The sequence below is a fragment of the Mucilaginibacter sp. P4_G9 genome, assembly GCF_056400985.1.
On record NZ_JBFUKF010000451.1, the window covers coordinates 1 to 3,934 of the forward strand.

Sequence of the window (3,934 nt, forward strand, 5' to 3'; positions counted from 1 at the left end):
GACTAATCCTACCACCCAAAAGCCCACTGAACTAATGAACAAGTAAACCAATAAACCAAATCACCACTCCTTGGTCGATATCTTCTTGATCCCTTTATCCTCTTTGGGCAGCGAAGAGGTTTTTAGCATGTATGATTTTAATATAGCACCAACCTGGCGGCTGTTTTGCAATACCTTATCAAGATAAACGGCAAGATCTGCCTTGTCTATTTTATCCTTAGCTTCTTCCAACGGTATATTAATACCAGGTACGGGCACATCCATACCATACCTGTCGCGCTGATATGGTATATAAACAAAATTGGTAAACCAGTAACGATATTTGGCATCTTTCACTTCTATCCTGGAGGTATATGTTATTTCGCCACCCGCGCTGTTTAATATCAGTGCCTTTTTGGTAATCTTAAAACTCCCCTTGCCTGTCAACACGCCTTGTGCCTCATCGGTAACCGATAGTTTTAATTTACTTTTTATCGCTGCGGTTTTCATAAAATACAAACCCCTGCGGTACAAAGTATCCTTTATCAAATTATCCTGTACAACGGTTTGATAATAAATGTATTTATTATGCTCATCAAAAGCCAGTGAGTCCTTTTGGGCCACAGCGACTTTAGCAAACATGACGCATATAAAAGCTAAAAGTATATTTTTCATAGATTGGCATTATATTTATTACAACAAAACCATCACAGCCTATACCTTATATTTCCTGTTGGTTTTATCCTATAAAGATAAAAAGCCCCCCGATATAATCGGGAGGCTTTTATTAAAAGATGCTATTTATTTATATTAGAAAGCATAAACAGCCGCCATTACAAATTGTGAGGCAGTTTTAGATGGATCTCCTGAATGATTAATGAATGCTTCTTTTGATCCGTTATCAAACCTGATTTCAGGAATAAATGCCAAAGGCCCTGCTTTGATGTTAGCAGTAAATGTTATCGCAGTAACAGATTCACCCGGCGCAGGACCAAAAGTAGTTACACTTCCTGTTTTAGTTTTAAAGTATTCGCCCCTTAAACCTAAAGTTACAGCTTTTGAAACTGCAATTTGAGGATATAAAGCTACACCTGTAAAACCACCTGTTCCTACTGCTTTAGCTGCAGAAAAATCAGCTGCATTTAAACCTAATTTGAAGGCATCGGTTATTTGATAAGCAGTAGTCAAATCAACTTCGGTACCTGATAATTTTCCGGTAACTAAGTTTAAATAAGCTGTCCATCCTTTTACAGGCGCAACCATTAACTGTGCGCCGAAAGTGTTAACCTTTTTGGCAGATGTGTAAACATTCCAGGCATCATTAAATGCACCGGCCATTAAGCTTACCTTGTCGCTAAACGCATAGGTAAATTTAACACCTGCATTCTGGAACGGGCCATTAGTGAACAAATATGAGGTAGAATAGTTAAAGTTAGCAACAGGGCTAATAACTTCATAACCTACAAATGTTGCCATAAAACCACCTGTAACGTTAAATTTATCAGTAATATCATAGCCAACATATAAGTTTTGTATATGGTATGAATCTCCGCTTGCACCAGGTACAATTGACTGCTCCTGGCCTCTTGGACCAAATGATACTTCGCCAACAAAGGAAGCTTTACCAACTTTTTTCTTTAGGCCTATATCAACCATACCAATTGATACAGAGTTATGATCGCTGGCAAAACTGGTGGGAATTTGAGAACCTTTATCGGCAAAATCAAACTTGTAATAAGTATCTACCGAACCGTAAATAATTAAAGGTGCATCTGATGTGGTTTTCACCGTATCCTGTGCTTTAACTGTAAAAGCAGCAATGCTAAAAAATGATAAAAGTAAAAGTGTTTTTTTCATGATAACGATTTAATTGATTTGAATTTGATTTGGGGTTGGATAAAACTTTCCCATTAGGCTAATGCACAACATAGCCCGAATGTAAAAGCGGTTAAAATTTAAAAGATTATTAAAATACCTGTGCGGTTGGTAAGCAGGTTGTCGGTACCAGCAACCAACCGCACAAGATATTACAGTGTTTTATTATACTGCAGATGGAGATTTTACACCTTTATCAAAAAGGCCGCTTAGGCTGATCTCATCATCCTGGGCAGGGTAAACTTCAATACCGTGATCGAATACATCTATACCACCGGCACCTGTTTCACCTTCTTCTTCAATACGTAGTTTCCATGGATGGCCTAATTTGTTGATGATAAACATCATTGTAAAGGTTACAACAAACACAGCTAAAGTAATTGTAAAACTACCTATAGCCTGTGCTTTAAGTACCCCAAAGCCACCACCATAAAGCAAGCCGGTAACCGGTGCTGTATTATCGGCGCCAGTTGGGCCTGTGAAACCATATTGACCTGATGCAAATAAGCCTAATGATAATGTACCCCAGATACCGTTTAAACCGTGTACAGATACTGCACCAACCGGATCGTCGATACGGAACCACTCAATAAGGTAAACACCCGCAAATATGATAACGCCGGCAACCCCACCTAACAGGATTGAACCCAACGGACTAACCCAGTAGCAAGGGCAGGTGATAGCAACTAAACCAGCTAAGAAACCATTGATAGTAAAAGCAAGATCAAACTTTCCTTTTGTTGGGCCAAACCACAATGCAAAAAGCATAGCAGAGAAACCACCGGCGCAGGCAGCAAGTGTAGTATTGGCAGCAACACGGCCAATACCCTGCATATCCATTGCAGATAATGTTGAACCAGGGTTAAAACCATACCATCCAAACCACAGGATAAAACCACCCACTGCAGCAACTAATAAGTTGTGGCCCGGAGGTAATCCGCCTTTTTCTTTATCGTCGCGGGCAAATATCCTGCCTAAACGTGGGCCTAACACCATTGCACCTGCCAATGAAGCAACACCACCAATAGTGTGCACCACTGTTGAACCGGCAAAATCGCGGAAAGGCTGAGCGCTTATTGACTGGAAGAAACCTGAAGTTCCCATTGTAGCAAGGAAACCGTCCGGTCCCCAGGCCCAGTGACCAATTATTGGGTAAATAAAACCTGTAATACCTATACTGTACAAAATATCGCCACGGAAGCTGGTTCGGCCAATCATTGCACCCGAAACGATGGTAGAGCAGGTATCAGCAAAAGCGTACTGGAATATCCAGTGTGCCAAAACGGGAATACCTGTTGAACCGTAAGTTTCTGGCGTGTTTTGCAGGAAGAACCAGTTGGTGATGGTTTTTCCATCAGCGCCTAATCCGCCCCAGCCAATGAAACCGTTGCCATTGCCAAACATAAAGGCATAACCTATGGCATAAAATAACAAGCCGCAAAGGCAAGTATCAAAAATACACTCCATTAAAACGTTCACCGTTTCTCTTTTGCGGGCAAAACCWGCTTCAAGCATAACGAAACCCGCCTGCATACCAAATACTAAAAAGGCAGCAACCAGTGTCCAAACAGTGTTAACTGTGTTAATTAACGAGGTTTCGTGGGCCGTGTAAGTATCGGCAGCATGTGCAGATGTGCCAAAAACACCCGGCAACACCATCATTGCTGCAAATACCAGCAAAAGGCCGATCATTTTTCCTGTAAAAATGGTAGCACCCAGCGCCCATTTATCTCGTGTCAGCTGTCGGACTGAACTCAGGAAGTTTAATTTTGTAGAACTCGCTTTCATTTGTTTTTTAATTTAGTTTGATTGTTTTTTAATAGTTTAATTTAGTTTGATTGTTGTATAATATAAATTGTTTGATTGCAAGGGATAAATTCTTTAAAATCGGCTTTAAAACACGCTCTTTAGGTTTTGACCAATAAAAACTACACTTTTTTATAAAAAATATAATATTTACACGGTTTCTATAAATTATTTCATGAAATTAGGTAGATATTTTAACAATAACAAATCTTTAACAAAAAAAACATAATAAAAATCACAAAAATTATTGAAATCGTAATTTAAACTTAAAAAC

The 3,934-nt window shown here is 39.5% G+C and carries 3 protein-coding genes; all 3 read right to left on the bottom strand.

What is annotated here, in order from left to right; translation table 11 throughout:
• Window positions 1-60: 60 nt before the first annotated feature.
• On the bottom strand, window positions 61-621 hold the full coding sequence (locus AC1DPZ_RS23525) for a DUF4468 domain-containing protein (RefSeq protein WP_477408042.1): 561 nt from the start codon (window positions 619-621) through the stop codon (window positions 61-63).
• Between the two features lie 168 nt (window positions 622-789).
• Window positions 790-1,836, bottom strand: a complete 1,047-nt coding sequence (locus tag AC1DPZ_RS23530; RefSeq protein ID WP_477408044.1) for a porin — start codon at window positions 1,834-1,836, stop codon at window positions 790-792.
• A gap of 183 nt (window positions 1,837-2,019) precedes the next feature.
• Window positions 2,020-3,642 carry an ammonium transporter gene (locus AC1DPZ_RS23535; protein WP_477408046.1) on the bottom strand — a complete coding sequence of 541 codons (1,623 nt, stop codon included), beginning with the start codon at window positions 3,640-3,642 and terminating at the stop codon, window positions 2,020-2,022.
• Window positions 3,643-3,934 lie beyond the last annotated feature (292 nt).